General features: G+C 73.4%; 11 protein-coding genes. 7 read left to right on the forward strand and 4 right to left on the reverse strand.

The annotated features are described in order from the left end of the window. Window positions 1-25: 25 nt before the first annotated feature. Together garD and ACFZ8E_RS12425 are read left to right on the forward strand one after the other, a co-directional pair. On the forward strand, window positions 26-1,609 hold the full coding sequence (gene garD / locus ACFZ8E_RS12420; protein WP_243985429.1) for a galactarate dehydratase: 1,584 nt from the start codon (window positions 26-28) through the stop codon (window positions 1,607-1,609). 105 nt (window positions 1,610-1,714) lie between these two features. Then, window positions 1,715-2,725 carry an SMP-30/gluconolactonase/LRE family protein gene (locus ACFZ8E_RS12425; RefSeq protein ID WP_405042876.1) on the forward strand — a complete coding sequence of 337 codons (1,011 nt, stop codon included), beginning with the start codon at window positions 1,715-1,717 and terminating at the stop codon, window positions 2,723-2,725. Between the two features lie 7 nt (window positions 2,726-2,732). Here the strand turns inward: ACFZ8E_RS12425 and ACFZ8E_RS12430 are convergent, their stop codons facing one another. From ACFZ8E_RS12430 to ACFZ8E_RS12445, 4 genes are read right to left on the reverse strand one after another with little or no spacing between them, the layout of a single operon-like run. Further along, on the reverse strand, window positions 2,733-4,037 hold the full coding sequence (locus ACFZ8E_RS12430; RefSeq protein ID WP_405042877.1) for a hypothetical protein: 1,305 nt from the start codon (window positions 4,035-4,037) through the stop codon (window positions 2,733-2,735). 14 nt (window positions 4,038-4,051) lie between these two features. After that, window positions 4,052-5,545, reverse strand: coding sequence for a lipopolysaccharide biosynthesis protein (locus ACFZ8E_RS12435; protein ID WP_243935769.1), 1,494 nt, complete (start codon window positions 5,543-5,545; stop codon window positions 4,052-4,054). A 52-nt stretch (window positions 5,546-5,597) separates the two neighbouring features. Then, window positions 5,598-6,890: a glycosyltransferase family 4 protein gene (locus tag ACFZ8E_RS12440; protein WP_405042878.1), complete on the reverse strand. Its 1,293-nt coding sequence runs from the start codon at window positions 6,888-6,890 to the stop codon at window positions 5,598-5,600. Continuing rightward, window positions 6,871-8,169 carry a glycosyltransferase family 4 protein gene (locus ACFZ8E_RS12445; RefSeq protein ID WP_405042879.1) on the reverse strand — a complete coding sequence of 433 codons (1,299 nt, stop codon included), beginning with the start codon at window positions 8,167-8,169 and terminating at the stop codon, window positions 6,871-6,873. The genes ACFZ8E_RS12440 and ACFZ8E_RS12445 overlap by 20 nt, the downstream gene beginning before the upstream one ends. Before the next feature lie 53 nt (window positions 8,170-8,222). Between ACFZ8E_RS12445 and ACFZ8E_RS12450 the strand changes: the two genes are divergently transcribed. The 5 genes from ACFZ8E_RS12450 (at window position 8,223) to ACFZ8E_RS12470 (ending at window position 15,473) form a co-directional block, all read left to right on the forward strand. Further along, window positions 8,223-9,347, forward strand: coding sequence for a glycosyltransferase family 4 protein (locus ACFZ8E_RS12450; protein ID WP_405042880.1), 1,125 nt, complete (start codon window positions 8,223-8,225; stop codon window positions 9,345-9,347). 246 nt (window positions 9,348-9,593) lie between these two features. Further along, window positions 9,594-10,763: a glycosyltransferase gene (locus ACFZ8E_RS12455; protein ID WP_243985419.1), complete on the forward strand. Its 1,170-nt coding sequence runs from the start codon at window positions 9,594-9,596 to the stop codon at window positions 10,761-10,763. A 107-nt stretch (window positions 10,764-10,870) separates the two neighbouring features. Beyond that, complete coding sequence (locus ACFZ8E_RS12460; RefSeq protein ID WP_405042881.1) at window positions 10,871-13,081, forward strand: GumC family protein; 2,211 nt, start codon at window positions 10,871-10,873, stop codon at window positions 13,079-13,081. Continuing rightward, window positions 13,081-14,274 carry a glycosyltransferase gene (locus ACFZ8E_RS12465; RefSeq protein WP_243935757.1) on the forward strand — a complete coding sequence of 398 codons (1,194 nt, stop codon included), beginning with the start codon at window positions 13,081-13,083 and terminating at the stop codon, window positions 14,272-14,274. Before ACFZ8E_RS12460 ends, ACFZ8E_RS12465 begins: the two co-directional genes overlap by 1 nt. Next, window positions 14,271-15,473: an acyltransferase family protein gene (locus ACFZ8E_RS12470; RefSeq protein ID WP_405042882.1), complete on the forward strand. Its 1,203-nt coding sequence runs from the start codon at window positions 14,271-14,273 to the stop codon at window positions 15,471-15,473. The genes ACFZ8E_RS12465 and ACFZ8E_RS12470 overlap by 4 nt, the downstream gene beginning before the upstream one ends. The last annotated feature ends 80 nt before the right edge of the window (window positions 15,474-15,553 follow it).

Here is a 15,553-nt window from a genome sequence, read left to right on the forward strand (position 1 = left end):
GCCGACCGCCGCCAGGGAGCATGCGATGCCAGACGCCGTGATCGAAGCCCCGCCGGTGCCGCCGGCCGGGCCCGCCCTGGGCGACGCCCCCCGCACCATCCGCCTGCACGCGAGCGACAACGTCGCCATCGTCGTCAACGCCTTCGGGCTGCCGGCCGGCACGGTGTTCCCGGACGGGCTGACCCTCGTCGAGTTCGTGCCGCAGGGCCACAAGGTGGCGCTCGCCGCGATCCCCGAGGGCGGCGAGGTCCGGCGCTACGGCGAGGTCGTCGGCATCGCGACGCAGGATATCCCGTGCGGCGCCTGGGTCGAGGAATCGCGCGTGGCCACCCCGACCGCCCCCGCCCTCGACGCGCTGGAGATGGCGACCCGCGTGCCGGCGCCCCTGCCGCCGCTGACCGGCTGCACCTTCGAGGGGTTCCGCAACCCGGACGGCTCGGTCGGCACCAAGAACATCCTCGCGATCTCGATCAGCGTGCAATGCGTCGCCGGCACACTCGACGTGGCGATCCGGCGGATCAAGGCGGAGCTGCTGCCGCGCTTCCCCAACGTCGACGACGTGGTCGGGCTGACCCACGCCTACGGCTGCGGCGTCGCGATCAACGCGCCGCAGGCGGTGATCCCGATCCGCACCCTCCAGAGCCTCGCCCGCAACCCGAATTTCGGCGGCGAGGTGATGGTGGTGGGCCTCGGCTGCGAGAAGCTCGTCTCCGAGCGCCTGCTGCCGGACGGCGACGACGCGCAGGACGGCGGCGTCGTGCGGATGCAGGACGAGCGCCACCAGGGCTTTTCCATGATGCTCGACAGCATCATGGCGATGGCCGAGGCGCGGCTCGCGATCCTGAACCGGCGCCGGCGCGAGACCTGCCCGGCCTCCGACCTCGTGGTCGGCCTGCAATGCGGCGGCAGCGACGCGTTCTCCGGCGTCACCGCCAACCCGGCGCTCGGGTACTGCGCCGACCTGATCGTCGCCGCCGGCGGCACGGTCCTGTTCTCGGAGGTCACCGAGGTCCGCGACGCGATCCACCTGCTGACGCCGCGCGCCAAGACGCCGGCGGTGGCCGAGGCTTTGGTACGCGAGATGGCGTGGTACGACGACTACCTCGCCAAGGGCGAGGCCGACCGGCGCGCCAACCCGTCCCCCGGCAACAAGAAGGGCGGGCTGAACAACATCGTCGAGAAGGCGCTCGGGTCGGTCGCCAAATCCGGCACCTCGGCGATCTCCGGCGTGCTCGCCCCGGGCGAGCGGGTCCGCGAGAAGGGCCTGATCTTCGCGGCGACGCCAGCGAGCGACTTCGTCTGCGGCACGCTGCAGCTCGCCTCCGGGATCACCCTCCAGGTGTTCTCGACCGGGCGCGGCACGCCCTACGGCCTCGCGCAATGCCCCGTGATCAAGGTCGCGACCCGCACCGAGCTCAGCCAGCGCTGGTCCGACCTGATCGACCTCGACGCCGGCCGCATCGCCACCGGTCACGCGACGATCGAGGAGGTCGGCCGCGAGCTGTTCCAGCTCATCCTCGACGTGGCGAGCGGGCGCAAGACGCCGTGGTCCGACCGCTGGGGCCTGTTCAACGACCTGACGCTGTTCAACCCGGCGCCGATCACCTGAGGGTTCCGACGCCACGGAAGGAGCGGACACGCCGCACGCCATGCGCCGTGCCCGCCGGGGACCGAGCGACGGACAGGCCGGGACGACACCGGCCGGGAGGACACGATGGGCGCACTCGATCGCCGGACCCTGCTGGCGCTGGCGGGCGCCGCCGCCACGACGGCGTGGGCCGGGCCTGCGCAGGCCGCCTTCGAGCCGTCCGAGCGCCTGCCCGACCCGGCGATCGAGATCCTCGACCCGTCGTTCGCCCGGTACCGGATCTTCTCGGCGACGGTGGAGCGGATCGCCACGGGCTTTCGCTGGGCGGAAGGGCCGGTCTGGCTCGGCGACATGCGCTGCCTGCTGTTCAGCGACGTGGTCAATGACGCGATCATGCGGTGGGACGAGGCGACGGGCACGACGAGCGTGTTCCGCAAGCCCTCGAACTACGCCAACGGCAACGCCCGCGACCGCCAGGGCCGCCTCGTCACCTGCGAGCACAAATCCCGCCGGGTGACCCGCACCGAGCACGACGGCACGATCACCACCCTGTTCAGCGGGTTCGACGGCAAGCCCGCCAACGCCCCGAACGACGTCGTCTGCCGCTCAGACGGCGCGATCTGGTTCACCGACCCGGCCTTCGGCCCCAACCCCTACGAGGCGATGGCCCAGCCGGAACGGCCGGGCCAGGTCTTCCGCCTCGATCCGCGGACCGGCGAGGCGAGGGTCGTCGTCGCCGACATCGCGGGCCCGAACGGGCTGTGCTTCTCGCCCGACGAGACCAAGCTCTACGTCATCGAATCCCGCGCCCAGCCGAACCGGCTGATCCGGGTCTACGACGTGGTCGGGGACGGCAGCGCGCTCGCCGACCGCCGGGTGCTGTTCGATTGCGGCAGGGGCACCGCGGACGGGTTCCGGGCGGATGCCGACGGCAACCTCTGGTGCGGCTGGGGCATGGGCGCCGATCTCGACGGCGTCCTGGTGATCTCGCCCGAGGGCAGGGCGATCGGCCGGATCCGCCTGCCGGAGCGCTGCGCCAACCTGTGCTTCGGCGGCGCCGACGGCAACCGCCTGTTCATGGCCTCGACCAAGTCGATCTACGCGCTCTCCGTCAACACCCGGGGCGCGGTGCGGTAGGGCCGCCCTACACCAGCTCGAGGATCGCGAGCCGGTCCGTCACGCCGAGGGTCAGCGTCCGGGCCGGGCCGAGCGTTTCCACGCCGACGGAGCCGTCGTCGGCGAAGCGGTGCAGCCGCGCCGCCTTCGGGACGCCCGAGAGGGTGAGGGTCACGCCCTGCGCCGGCGCGTCGGGCCGTGCCCGGCGTTGCACCCGGTCCCAGCCGTCGATCCCGAGCCAGAGCGGCACGAGGACGGCGCCGTCGCCGCGCAGGAAGCGGATCGCCTGGAGGTCGCGCGGGGCCGCGTCGAGGGCCACGTCGAGGGCGGGGCCGGCCACGGCCGGGCCGGCCACGGCCGGGCCGGCCCGGAACAGGCGCATCAGGTTGGCGACCGCGGAAAAGGTCGGCGTGGCTGAGCCGTCGAAGCGCAAGAGGCCGAACCGGCCTTCCGGGTCGCCCTCGCCTCGGTCGACCGAGGCGGCCAGCTCGTAGAGGTAGGTGCGGCGGATGCCCTGGAGGAAGCTCCACAGCAGCAGGCGGGGCGTGTAGCGCGCCCGCACGGCCTCCGAGACCGGGAAGTGGAAGCTCCGGGTGGCGAGCGCGGTGTGGTAGCCGTTCTCGGTGGCGAGCAGCGGCGCGCGGCCGAAGATGGGCTGAGCGGCGGCGACGAAGCGGCGCAGGTCGCCGTTGCCGGCGTTCTCCGGGTGCTCCATGCCGGGGTAGGGGTGGATGTTGCCGTAGTCGACGGCGTTGGCCAGGGACTCCGCCGCCGCGACGTTGGCCTGGACGTAGCTCGGCCCGGCGACCTTCACCGCGCCGCCGGCGTTGCGTGCCGCCCGGTAGAGCGCGCGCTGGTGCTCGGCCGAGGCAAGCGGGCGGCCGGCGCCGGCGGCGATGTTGGGCTCGTTGCTGCCCTCGGCGATCGCGAGCCCGCCCGCGCTCCAGGCGGCGATGTCGGGCAGGCGCCGGGGCGGCACCAGCGGCCCGACGTCGAGCCCGTCGTAGAAGACGAGGCTGAACCGGTAGCCGGCCCGCGCCAGCTCGGCGATCCGCCGGAACTGCGGCGGCGGCCCCGATGGCGGCCCGCCCGCCGGCAGGACGATGTCGTCGCGCAGGTGCCGGATCCCGAGGGCGTCGAGCGCCGCCGCGCAGCGCGCGAACCGGTCGACGTACGGGGTCCCGTCGTGCCCGAAATGGGTGTTGATGCCGACGGACTGCGCGAAGTCCTCGCTGGGATACGACGGCAGCGGGCCGGCCAGGGCCGGGCGTGCCGCCAGCGCCGACGCGCCCGCCGCCAGCACGAGGCGGCGGGTCGGTCCATGGGGCCTCATCGATCGCACCTCCTCTAAGGCGTCGCAGCCGCGGGCACCGCCTCGGCGCGCGGCGCGGCGGCGGCGACCAGGGCGGCCTTGCGGTTCAGGATCAGCGCGACGCTCCGGCGCAGCGGCGCGCGCAGGAACAGCAGCGCCAGGATCCCGTAGACCAGGATGCCGAGGCCGATCGCCGCCGCGAGGCCGGCGTGGTCGCCGAGCCGCGCGTAGAGGCGATCCTGCGCCAGGAACACGGTGGCGCCCATCGCGAGCGAGCAGGCGAGGATCGGCGCCAGCGAGGCGGCGACCGCCAAGGTGCCGACCGGCACGAACCGGCCGGCGGCCCGCACCACCACGGGCGAGAACAGGTAGGCGCGCAGCACGTGCCCGACGACGAGGGCCGACAGGCCGAACGGCGCCGTCACCAACGAGGCCAGGATCGTGATCGTGAACTGCGCGGCCGACAGGACCAGCGCGGTGCCGGTCCGGTCGGAGGCGGTGAAGATCATCCACAGCATCGAGGTCGCGACGAATTCCGGGCCGAGCAGCGCCAGGATGCGCAGCACCGGCACCGCGTCGCGCCACTGCTCGCCGAAGAGCAGCGGCACGAGGTGCGGCGCCACCACGGCCATGCCGACGAAGGCCGGCAGCGCCAGCACCGCCGACATCGCGACGAAGCCGTCGAAGGCCGCGGCCAGGTCGCGCGGCCGGTCCTGCAGCCGGGCGTAGGTCGGCAGCGCGACCGCCGCGAGCGGGATCACCGCGACCTGGCTGATCAGGTCGATGCAGCGCCAGGCCATGCGCAGCAGGCCGATATCGGCGGTGGAGAGGAAGTAGGCGGCGACCACCTCCTGGCTGCGGATGCTGAGCGTCAGGAGGAGCTGGGTCGAGAACACCCGGGAGCCGAAGGCGAGCTGGCGGCGGGCATGGGCGCGCACGAAGCGCCATCCGGGAAGCCACGGAAACGCCGCCCAGGTCAGCAGCGTCGTCATGCCGGTGGCGAGCAGCCGTTGGATCACCAGGCTCCAGACCCCGAACCCGTTCAGCGCGAGCGCGATCGCCACCGACCCGCCGATCAGGTTGGCGACGAGGGCCCGGATCGCGAGGCTGCGGAAGCCGAAGAGGCGCTGCAGCCGCGCCTCGTGGATCACGCCCGCGGCCGCGATCACGAAGGTGGCGGCGAGCGCCGCCAGCACCGGCTGCAGCTCGGGGATCCGCAGCATCCACGCGATCGGCCACGACAGCGCGACCAGCGCCAGCCCGTAGAGGCAGCCGGAGGCCAAAGCCACCCAGAAGGCGGTGTCGACGAAGCCGTCGTCGAGCCGGTCGGTCTGCACGACGAGGTCGGGCAGGCCGCCCCGCGTGACGATGAGCAGGATGTCGATGAACACGACCGCCACGGCGACGAGGCCGAACTCGCTCGGGTCGAGCAGGCGCGCCAGCACCAGGAACACCACGAAGCTCAGGACGACGTTGCCGATTGCGCTGACGGCGACCCACCCGGCCGCCCGGACGGAGCGGCCGGCCATATCGTCCCGGGTCGCAGCCGCGTCCGGCGCCGCGGCGGACGGGCCGGGCGGGCTAGGCGCCATGATGGATGCCGTGCGCTGGCGACGGTTCCGGCGCGATGCCGCGGCGCTCGGCGAGAAGCTCGGCGTAGAGGTCGAGATACTTCTCGGCGACGCGCTCGGAGGTTGATTCGCGCAGGACGTGCTGGAACGCGCGCTCGTCCGGCAGGCTGGCGCGGCCGCGGGCCAGCACCGTGCGGATGCGGTCCGCGAGGTCGGGCGCGTCGCCGGCGCGAAACAGCCAGTCGGCGTTGTCCTCGCCGATCAGCTCGGGGATGCCGCCGGAATCGGCGCCGATCACCGGCACGCCCATGGCGTAGGCCTCGTAGACCGTGCGCGGCGAGGGCTCGGCCCAGAACGAGGGGACGACGAGGACGTCGACCTCGGTGAGGAAGTCCTTCGGGTCGACCCAGCCGACGAACTCGATCGGCAGCCCTTCGGCCTTCGCCTTGAACCGCTCGATCGAGTCGTCCATCGCCTGGCCCGCGATCAGGCAGCGCCAGCCGCCGGAGGCGGGATTCCCTTCGGCGGCGTGCGCGCGTGAGCCGATCTCGGCCAGCGCGTCGATCAGCGTGCCGACGCCCTTCTCGACGTTGATCCGCCCGAGATAGCCGAAGGTCATCGGCTTGGCGCTCCGGTCGACCCGGCGGCGCGCCTCGGGATCGCCGTCCGGCACCGTGCAGGAATAGTAGATCACCCGTCGCCGCTCGGGAGCGAGGTGGCGGAACAGGCCATGGTCGACATGGGTCTGCAGGATCCGGGTGCCGACGCTCGCCACCGCGTCGACCCAGCGGTTGGTCAGCTGCTTGGAGGCGTTCACGACCTTGCAGCCGAGGTGCCAGTGCGTGCACGGCGCGCCGTGCTTGAACATCGCCGCGTTGCCGCAGATCAGGTCGTACTCGCAGACCGTGTGCACGATCGGGATGTCGCGCCGGGCCGCCTCGCGCCAGACCAGCGTCGAGATGTCGAGCAGCGAGTGGGTGTTGACGACGTCCGGCCGGAAGTCGTCGAGCACCCGGCCGAAATCGGCGGCGATCGCGAAGTTCCACTGCTGCTTGAGCTTGGCGGCGTTGCGCGCGAAGCGGCCGTGCTGCGCCCAGTCCTCGAGCCAGAAGTCGTTGTGATGCGCCATGCGGTAGACCGTGACGCCGTTGCGCACGGTCTTGGGCTCGGCCTGCCGCTCGATGCAGGCGGCGGCGACCGTGTGCCCGAGGCCGGCGAGCTCCTCGGCCAGATGCTCGACGGACCGCTCGGCGCCGCCGACGATATGGGGCGGGTAGAGCGAGCTAAGGTGCAGGATGCGCATGGCGCCTTGATCCTTGAGGCGTTGATTCTCGAGGCGTTGACCGCTGGGACGTCGATCCTTGGGACGCCGATCCGTGGGCGACGGCGGGCTCACGGGCGAGGAGGCTGCGGTAGAGGTCGAGGTAGCGGGTGGCGACCGCCTGCGGCCGAGTTCCTTCGGCGACCGCGGCGGCGTTGGCGAGGCCGGTCGCGAGGCGGGCGGGGTCGGCGACGATCCGCGCCATCGCGGCGGCCAGCGCCGCCGCGTCGCCGGGCGGCACGAGCCAGGCGGGATCGTCGGTGCCGACCTGCTCGGCGATGCCGCCGACGGCGGTGCCGATCACCGGCACGCCGCGGGCGTAGGCTTCGGCCACCGTGCGCCCGAAGGCCTCGGGCCAGACCGGCGGGACGACGAGGCAGTCGATGCCGTCGAGGAAGGCGTCGGCCGCGACGAACCCGTCGAAGGCGACGGGCAGCCCGGCGGCGAGGCCTTCGTAGCGGTCGAGCCCGTCGACGGCGCGCCCGGCGACGCGCAGCCGCCAGCCGGTGCCGGGCAGGCGGCGGCAGGCCTCGATCAGGGTGTCGACGCCCTTCGACGGCTCGATCCGGCCGATGTAGCCGAACGTGACTTCGCCCGAGGGGAGGGCGCGCGGCGCCGGCGGCGGCCCCGTCTCGATCGGGTTCCAGATCACCTGCCGCAACGCGGCCGGCACGTCGCGGAAGAACCCGGCCGCGAGGTGGCGGGCGAGGATGTCGCTGCCGACACCGACCACGGCGTCGACCGGCCGCTGGCAGAGCCGGTGCAGGAGCGCGTAGGCGCGGCACTTGGCGTGCTGCCGCTCGCAGGCGCGGCCGTGCCGCACCATCGCGCCGTTGCTGCACAGGCTCGTGAAGTCGTGCAGCGTGTGGACGACCGGCACCCCGAGCCGGCGCAGCATCGGCCAGATCCGCGGCGTCAGCTCCGACATCGAGTGCGTGTTCACCACGTCGGGCGAAAAATCCCGCACCGCGGCCTCCATCGCGGCGAGCGTGCGCCCGTCCCACTGCGCGGCGAGCTTGTAGCGCAGGCGGTCGAGCCGCCCGTGCTCGGCCCAGTCGAGGACGTGGAACGGCGTGCCGTGGCCGAGGCGGTAGATCGTCGCCGCGCCCGACCGGTCGGGCGGCTCCGCCCGGCGCGACAGGCAGGCGACGCCGACCTGCGCCCCGAGACCCGCCTGCATCCGCACGAGGGTCTCCACCATCAGCTCCGCCCCCCCGACCTGTTCGGGCTGATACAGCGATGAGAGGTGGAGAATACGCATCTGATCAATCTGACGGTGCTAGATCGACCCTAGTCCGGGGTTATTGCCAGTCGATGAAGCGCATCCTGCTCAACATGCCGAGCCAGTTCGGCGGCAAGCCGTCCGGCGTCGCCCGCGTCGCCTTCGCGCTGATCGGCGAGCTCGTCCGGCGGCCCGACGTCGCCGTGGTGCTGCGCTCGCCCTGGACCCGGGCCGAGCTCCCCGCGGCGTGGCGCGACGCCGTCGCGGTCGTGACGGTGCGCCGCCCGCGCATCGTGGTCCTCGACGTGCTGGCCCAGCTCGTCACCGTTCCGGCCTGCTGCCGGCGGCACGCCATCGACGTGGTGCTGAACATCGACCCCTACGGCGCGGGCGCCGGCGGGCGAGCGCGCATCGTCGTGGTCCACGACCTGTACTTCCGCACGATCCCTCAGAGCACCGGCCTGCGCGAGGCGCTCACCACCGACTGGATCTTCCGGCTGATGCTGGCGCGCAACCACGCCGCCGTCGCCGTCTCGGACGCGACGCGGCGCGACCTGGAGCAGCATTACCCTGCCGTCCGCGGGCGCGTCCGCGTGATCCCCTCGGCTTCCGTGCTTGACCCTGCGGCCCTCGCCGTCGGGGCGCCCGCGGAGGTCGCCGGCCCCTACGTGCTCGCCGTCGGGAACGCCACGCACAACAAGAACTTCGGCTTGCTCGCCGAAGCGGTGGCCTCGATCGCGCACGCCCATCCCGATCTCGCCGTCGTCCATGTCGGCGAGGACCCCGCCGACGCCGTCGCCGGGACGCTCCGGCGGCTCGGGGCGGCTTCCCGCGTGGTCCGCCTGTCGCGCATCGACGACCAGAGGCTCGCCGCGCTCTACCGCGGCGCGCTGTGCCTCTGCGTCCCGTCCTTCGCGGAAGGCTTCTGCCTGCCGGTGCTGGAGGCGCAGGCGCTCGGCTGCCCGGTGGTGTGCTCGGACCGCTCCGCGACGCCGGAGGTCGCAGGGGAGGGCGCCCTGACCTTCGATCCCACCGATGCCGGCGCCCTGGCCGCCTGCCTTCGCCGGCTGATCGAAGAGCCGGCCCTGCGCGAGAGCCTGGTCGCGAAGGGCCGGAGCAACCAAGCCCGCTACACCTGGGACGTCACCGCCCGCGGCTACGCCGACCTCCTCGACGCCGTGCTCGCAGGCGCCGACCCGCCGCCGCGCCCGCTATGAGGCCGGCGCGGCCGGCGGCGGGCCGGAACCGCGCGCCGAGCCGCTTCAGCATAGTTAAGATTTACCAAGCGGACGAATTCAGCAGTCTTTGCGCTGTCGGCAGGCCTTTGAGCCGTCGATATTTCTAAAAGTGCAAGCATCTCCGCCTATCACCAGCATTGGCCGCGACCATTCAGGTGACTACACCTGTAAGTTGCATCCATACCGGGCTTCGCCTCGGTGCCCCCTTCCTTCGAGGTCTCGAAGATGCGCGTCGCGATCGTCCATGATTGGCTCTACGTCGTCGGCGGTGCCGAGCGCGTCCTGCACGAGATCCTGGCGATCTATCCCGAGGCGGACGTCTTCACGCTGTTCGACTTCCTGAGCCCGGCCGACCGCGCCAAGATCGGCGTCGGCGCCACGCGGACGAGCTTCCTGCAGCGGATGCCGCTGGTGCGCACCCGGCACCGCGCCTACCTGCCGCTGATGCCGATCGCCGTCGAGCAGTTCGACCTCTCGGCCTACGACCTCGTGATCTCGAGCAGCTACGCCGTCGCCAAGGGCATCCTGACCGGGCCGAGCCAGGTCCACGTGTCCTACATCCATTCGCCGATGCGCTACGCCTGGGACATGCAGCACAGCTACCTGCGCGAGAGCGGGTACGAGCACGGCGTCAAGAGCATGGTCGCCCGCATGATCCTGCACCGGATGCGCCTGTGGGACACCCGCACCGCCAGCGGGCCGGACGCGGTGGTCGCCAACTCCGCCTTCGTCGCCCGGCGCATCCGCAAGGTCTACGGCCGCGCCGCCGAGGTGATCCATCCGCCGGTCACGCAATCGGCGATCCGGGCGGACCTGCCGCGCGGCGACCACTTCCTCGTGGCGAGCCGCCTCGTGCCGTACAAGAACGTGCGCGCGGTGATCGAGGCCTTCGCCCTGATGCCGGACCTCCGGCTCGTCGTCGCCGGGACCGGCTCCGAGGAGGCGCGCCTGCGCGAGGCGGCCGGGCCGAACGTGACGTTCGCCGGCTTCGTCGGGGATTCCGAGCTCCGCCGGCTGATGGGGACGGCGCGCGCCTTCGTGTTCGCGGCGGAGGAGGATTTCGGGATCATCCCGGTGGAGGCGCAGGCCGAGGGCACCCCCGTGCTGGCGCTCGGCCGCGGCGGCGCGCGCGAGACCGTGGCGACGCTCCCGCCCAACCGCTCGGGCATGTTCTTCGCCGAGCCGGACCCCGCCGCGATCGCGGCCTGCGTCCGCGACTTCACGGAGCAGGAGGGCATGTTCTCGCGCGCCGCCTGCCGCGCCCAGGCGGCGCTGTTCGCCCCGGAGGTGTTCCGCACCCGGTTCGCCGGCTTCGTCGACGAGCAGATGGCCCTCCACCGCGACCTCGGCGCCGGCCAGGAGCGCTCGGGCCACCGCCTCAAGGCCCTGGCCTGACCGAATCCGCCACGCTCGGCCCGCGCGCGGCGGCCCGAACCTCACAATCCCTTCCGCACGGTCGCGCGACCCCGTTCGCGAACCGGCGCCAGACCCGGTGGTCGACGATGACGACGTCCTACCTCAACCCCGCCCGCACCGCCGTGCCGGCCGCGCCGCGTTCGGGCCCGGCCACCGACCAGGCCGGCCCGTTCGCGACGATCTGGCGGCGGCGGCGCCTGTTCGCGGCGGTCTTCATCGGCGTCATGTCGGTGGCGATCGGGCTGCTGATGGTCGCGCCGGTGCAGTACCTGGCGGTCGGCTCGGTGATCGTGGCCGAGCCGGAGCCCGGCAGCAACAACGCCAACGCGTCGGTCGCCTGGATCCAGAAGCTCGGCGACCCGGCCGACATCGAGAGCCAGATGCTGGTGATCCGCGCGCCGCGGATCATGCGCCTCGTCGCCTCGGGCGACGTCGTCGAGAAGGTTGTGGCCGAGTGCCGGCAAATCGCGCGCGGCGGGCTCCTCGCGAGCCTGCTGCCGCCCAAGGAGGACGGCTGCGACAAGCTGCGCGGCAACACCGACCTGGTGGTCGACTACCTGCAGCGCCGCTACGTCGTCACCGGCGCCGGCCGCTCGCGCGTCATCAACATCACCTACCGCTCGCCGAACGCGGAGACCTCCCAGGCGCTGACCAACGCGCTGATCACCGCCTTCCTCGACGACCAGCGCGGCGTGCTCGCCAACAGCCGCGAGGCGGCGACCGAGTGGCTGTGGAAGGAGATCCGCCAGCTCGACGCGTCCCTGCGCGACGACGAGGCCAAGATCCAGGCCTTCCGCCGGCGCAAGGGCCTGATGTCGGGCGCCAACGCGCCGATCACCTCCGAGCGGCTCAGCACCATCACCCAGCAGCTCTCGGCGGCCGAGACCGCCAAGGCCGACGCCGCGGCGCGCCTCTCCGAGATCAACGCCGACCAGGCCCGGGGCTCGATCAACGCCCCGGCGGTGCTGGCGAGCCGGACGATCGGCGACCTCAAGCAGCAGATGAACGTGGTGGCCGCGCAGATCGCCAACACCGGCACGGTGCTGGGGCCGAACCATCCAACGCTGCAGGCGATGCGCACGGAGCTCGCCGGCCTGAAGCTGCGCGTCGACCGGGAGGTCGCGAGCATCAGCGCCGGCCTGAAGAAGACCTTCGACGCGTCGAGCGCGCTCGCCAAGTCGCTGCGCCAGCAGATGGAGACCGCGAAGGCCGAGGCGGCGTCCGCGATGGACGACGAATCGGTCGTCGCCGGCATGGTGCGCAACGCCGAGATCAAGCGCGGCCAGTACACCGACCTGTACAAGCGCGCCAACGAGCTCGAGACCGAGCGCCGCATCCTCGTCGGCAGCACCCGGCTCGTCAGCCTCGCCGACGTGCCGGCCGCGCCGGTCACCCCGAAGCCGCTGCTGTTCCTCGGCGCCGGCTTCGTCCTGGCCGCCACGCTGGCCGCGGCCGCCGCGCTGCTGCGCGAACGCGCCGACCGCAGCGTTCGGACCTCGACGCAGCTCGCCGCGGTGGCCCACGCCCCCGTCTTCGCCCAGCTGCCGCACCTGCGCGCCGCCGGCGGACCGGCGCTGCTCGGACGGATGGGGGCCGCCGCCGGCGAGCTGCCGCTCGCCGCGGCGCTGCGCGACGCGCGCAGCGATCCGCTGATGCAGCAGGTCCTGCGCAACCTCGGCGCCCGGCTGATGCTGGCCGGCGCCGACGGCACGAGCCGCGCGATCCTGCTCACCTCGGCCGCGCCCGGCGAGGGCAAGTCCTTCACCACCCTCGCGCTCGCCCAGCTCAACGCGGCGAGCGGGCGCCGCGTGCTCGTCCTCGAATGCGACCTGCGCCGCCCGGTCTTCGAGACGGCTCTGGACCTGCCCGCCGGCCCCGGCCTCGCCGGCGTGCTGCGCGGCGAGGCCCTGCCGCGGGAGGCGGTGATCGCGACGGCGACGCCCAACCTCGACGCCATCCCCGCCGGCGCGGCGACCACGGAATCGACCGAGCTGCTGATGGGCAAGCGCATGACCGAGCTGCTGCTCTGGGCCCGCAAGTACGACCTGGTGCTGATCGACAGCCCGCCCGCGGCGATGCTGATGGACGCCCAGATCCTGGCGCGGCAGGTCGACGGCGTGCTGTGCTGCACCCGCTGGGGCCGCTCGCAGGTGTCGGCGATCAGCGCCACCGTCAACGGCCTGCGCGAGGCCGGCGGCGACGTGTTCGGGCTCGCGATCACCATGGTGCGGGCCGACGACCACCCGTTCTACGACACCGGGCACGAGCCGGCGCGCCGCTATCTCGGAGCCGCGTGATGGACCGTCCGCGGGTCGTGTTCGTCAACCACACCAGCACGATGTCGGGCGCCGAGATGGTGCTGTGCGATGCCGTGGGACCCTGGCGCGGCGCCACCGCCTTCCTGTTCGAGGACGGGCCGCTCGCGACCGCGCTGCGGGAGCGGGGGCTGGCGGTCGTCCGTGCGCGGCACGGATCCGGGCTGTCGTCCCTGCGCCGCGACGGCTCGCCCTGGCGCGCGATTCCGCTGGCCGGACGGCTCGCCGCGACGATCCTCGCGCTGGCGCGGACCGCGAAGGCCCACGACGTGGTCTACGCCAACTCGCAGAAGGCCTTCATCCTCTCGGCCCTCGCCGCGGCTCTCGTGCGCCGCCCGCTGATCTGGCACCTGCACGACATCCTCGATCCCGCGCATTTCGGGGCGGCGCAGCGTGGGCTTCAGGTCCGCCTCGCCAACGCGTTCGCCGCCGGGGTCGTGGTTCCGTCGCAGGCCGCCGCCGACGCCTTCGTCGCGGCGGGCGGGCGCCGGGATCTCGTCGAGGTTGTGCCCAACGGCCTCGACCTCGACGGCGAGCCCGGCGACCCGGCCGCCCTGCGCACGAGCCTCGGGTTGCCGCACGGCCCACTGGTCGGCGTGTTCAGCCGGCTCGCCCCGTGGAAGGGGCAGCACGTGGTGCTGGAGGCCCTGGCCCGCTCGCCCGGCACGGCGTGCATCGTCGCCGGCACCGCCCTGTTCGGCGAGGACGCCTACGCGAACGGTCTGCATGCGCGCGCGGCCGAGCGCGGGCTCGCCGACCGCGTCCACTTCCTCGGCCAGCGCGGGGACGTGACGCGCCTGATGCGCGCGGTGGACGCGGTGATCCATCCCTCGATCGCACCCGAGCCGTTCGGGCGCACCCTGGTCGAGGCGATGCTGGTCGGGACGCCGGTGATCGCCACCGATACGGGCGCGGCGGCCGAGATCCTCGACCGGGGCGCAGCGGGGACCCTGGTGCCGCCCGGCGACGCGGGGGCGCTCGCCGACGCCATCGCCCGCGTCCTGTCCGCGCCGCCGGGGCTCTCGGCCCAGGTCGCCCGGGCGCAGGCGACGGCCCGCGCGCGCTACGGCGCCGCGCGGATGCAGGCGAGCCTGGCCGAGATCGTCCGCCGCGTGGCGGCCGGTAAGCGACGGGCCGCCGCGATCGCGGGCGCTTCGCTGGACCGGCCGGCATGACCGCCGCGACGACGACGGGCGCCCTCGATCGGCCGGCGCCGGGGCGCCTTCACCGCCTCGACGGCGTGCAGATCCTGCGGGCGGTGGCGGCGGTGATGGTCGTCCTGCTCCATGCCGAGCTCCTGCTCGCGCTCCAGGCGGAGGCGCGCGGCCTCGCCATGCCGCGCTTCGCTACCCTGCCGCTCGGGGCCGGCGTCGACCTGTTCTTCGTCATCTCCGGCTTCATCATCGTCTACGCGTCCGAGCCGCTGTTCGGCGCGCCCGGGGGCGCCGCGCGCTTCCTCAAGCGCCGCCTGCTGCGGATCGTGCCGCTGTACTGGTTCGCGCTCACGCTGCGCCTCGTCGTCCTGCTGGCCGCGGCCGCCGCCGGCCAGGCCGCCGCCCCGAGCCTGGCGGACGTGGCGACCTCGTACCTGTTCATCCCGTTCGACACCCGCGGCTTCGGGCCGGACTACCCGTTCCCGATCCTCGATCTCGGCTGGACGCTGAACTACGAGATGGCGTTCTACCTCGTCTTCGCCGGGGCGATGATGCTCGCGGCGCGGGCGATGAAGGCCTCCGCGCCCGCCGCGGCCCTGCGCGACCGGGCGGCGCTGGCGGCCGTCTCGATCCTCGCCGTCGGCGTGCTCCTGGCCTGGCTGCGGCCGCCGGCCTTCGACCCGCTCCGGTTCTGGCTGCGGCCGATCGTGCTCGAATTCGCCGCCGGCATCGGCCTCGCGCTGCTGTTCCGCCGCGGCGTCCGGCTCGGCGTCGCCGGCGGCGTCCTGCTCTGCGGCCTCGGGATCGGCGTCTGGGCGACGATCGACCTGTCCGGGTTCGACGCCTCGTCTGCGCCCGGGAATTACGGCTGGGCCCGCACCCTGATCTGGGGCGGCGGCGCGGTGCTGATCGTCGCCGGCCTCGTCCTCGGCGGGCTCCGGTTCGACCAGGCGATCGCCCGGCGGATCGCGCGGATCGGCGACGCGTCCTACGCGCTCTACCTGCTGCACCCCTTCGTCTTCCTTGCCGCCAAGGCGGTCCTGCCGCGGCTGCCGCTGAGCGCCGGCCTGCTCTGGCCGCTGACGCTGCTCCTCGTCGCCGTGTCGATCGCCGCGACCGAGGCCTTCCATCGCAGCGTCGAGCGGCCGGTGCTGCGCTGGCTGCAGGGCCGGCCGCGCGACGCCGGAGCGGCGGGCGTGCGGGCGGGTGCCGGGGCATGACGGCCCATCGCGCTCGAGGCGCGCGTTCCGCGGGGTCACACCGTCGCGCGGCGGGGTTGGAACGGTGGCCTCGCTTTCCC

Origin of the sequence: Methylobacterium sp. HMF5984, from assembly GCF_045033435.1 — a bacterium.
Taxonomy (GTDB): domain Bacteria; phylum Pseudomonadota; class Alphaproteobacteria; order Rhizobiales; family Beijerinckiaceae; genus Methylobacterium.

What these genes read in the sequence shown, in the direction of transcription:
- ACFZ8E_RS12460 (WP_405042881.1), top strand. Translation starts at nt 10,871, where the DNA reads ATGACGACGTCCTACCTCAACCCCGCCCGCACCGCCGTGCCGGCCGCG.
- ACFZ8E_RS12440 (WP_405042878.1), bottom strand. Translation starts at nt 6,890, where the DNA reads ATGCGCATCCTGCACCTTAGCTCGCTCTACCCGCCCCATATCGTCGGC.
- ACFZ8E_RS12465 (WP_243935757.1), top strand. Translation starts at nt 13,081, where the DNA reads ATGGACCGTCCGCGGGTCGTGTTCGTCAACCACACCAGCACGATGTCG.
- ACFZ8E_RS12425 (WP_405042876.1), top strand. Translation starts at nt 1,715, where the DNA reads ATGGGCGCACTCGATCGCCGGACCCTGCTGGCGCTGGCGGGCGCCGCC.
- garD (WP_243985429.1), top strand. Translation starts at nt 26, where the DNA reads ATGCCAGACGCCGTGATCGAAGCCCCGCCGGTGCCGCCGGCCGGGCCC.
- ACFZ8E_RS12430 (WP_405042877.1), bottom strand. Translation starts at nt 4,037, where the DNA reads ATGAGGCCCCATGGACCGACCCGCCGCCTCGTGCTGGCGGCGGGCGCG.
- ACFZ8E_RS12450 (WP_405042880.1), top strand. Translation starts at nt 8,223, where the DNA reads ATGAAGCGCATCCTGCTCAACATGCCGAGCCAGTTCGGCGGCAAGCCG.
- ACFZ8E_RS12455 (WP_243985419.1), top strand. Translation starts at nt 9,594, where the DNA reads ATGCGCGTCGCGATCGTCCATGATTGGCTCTACGTCGTCGGCGGTGCC.
- ACFZ8E_RS12435 (WP_243935769.1), bottom strand. Translation starts at nt 5,545, where the DNA reads ATGGCCGGCCGCTCCGTCCGGGCGGCCGGGTGGGTCGCCGTCAGCGCA.
- ACFZ8E_RS12445 (WP_405042879.1), bottom strand. Translation starts at nt 8,169, where the DNA reads ATGCGTATTCTCCACCTCTCATCGCTGTATCAGCCCGAACAGGTCGGG.
- ACFZ8E_RS12470 (WP_405042882.1), top strand. Translation starts at nt 14,271, where the DNA reads ATGACCGCCGCGACGACGACGGGCGCCCTCGATCGGCCGGCGCCGGGG.